We start from the raw sequence: 827 nt of genomic DNA on the forward strand, positions 1-827 counted from the left end.
TGGCTGTAACGGTCTTCTTCGCCGCTGATTTTGCTGCCGGCCACTTCTTCAATCAGTTCGGACGCGCCGCCGACCACCTTACCCGGAGGAAACGCCAATGCGTCGATTTCTTTTTGCAGTGCTTCGACATCGGTCATCAGTTTGGCTGCAATTTCCTTCACGCCGGATACGTCTTTTTCTACCCAAAGGGCGTGTTCGATACGGTGGAAGCCGGTAAATCCGGCATCTTTCGCACCGTCTTTGAAGTCGTCTTCACGCGCGTCGATGACGGGGTCGAGTTCGCTGAAAAGCTCGGCAATCGGTTCGATACGTTCGTAATGGACGCGGGTGGCGGCAAACAGGGATTTGGCCTTTTCAATGTCGCCGGCTTTGACAGCATCGGTAAAGGCTTTGGTTTTGGCAACCAACTCTTTGGCTTCCGCCTGAACATAAGCTTTATAGTCGGCCAGAGGTTGCGCCAGTTTTTCCAAATCGGCTTCGTTGGCAGTGTCTTTGAAGCCGCTGTCGGTAACAATCAGCTTACCGCGCGGATTGGTCAACAGGCCGCAAGTCATTTCATATTCGCCCGGCAGCAGGGTAACGGTCATTTTGTCGGATAAACCCGGGGCGATGTTTTCACGCTCGTCCACCACCATCACGCCTTTCAGGATTTCCCATTCCAGCTTGCGGCCACTGTCGTTTTTAATGTTGAACACGACTTGGCCGCTGGGGACGGTCAATTCCATTGGTTCACAAGCAGTATCGTTCACGCCGATATTGACCGAACCGTCGGCATTGGCGGCAGCGGATGCGCCTGAAGCGGCAGGCGCGGCTTTTTCGGCTTCAGG

At 54.4% G+C, this 827-nt stretch carries 1 protein-coding gene; it reads right to left on the reverse strand.

Annotated elements, in window-relative coordinates:
• Window positions 1-827, reverse strand: an 827-nt coding sequence (efeO, locus tag ACTHSP_RS21000; protein WP_440346885.1) for an iron uptake system protein EfeO, incomplete at both ends; no start/stop codon positions are given.

The sequence above is a fragment of the Neisseria sp. P0001.S005 genome, from assembly GCF_051963715.1.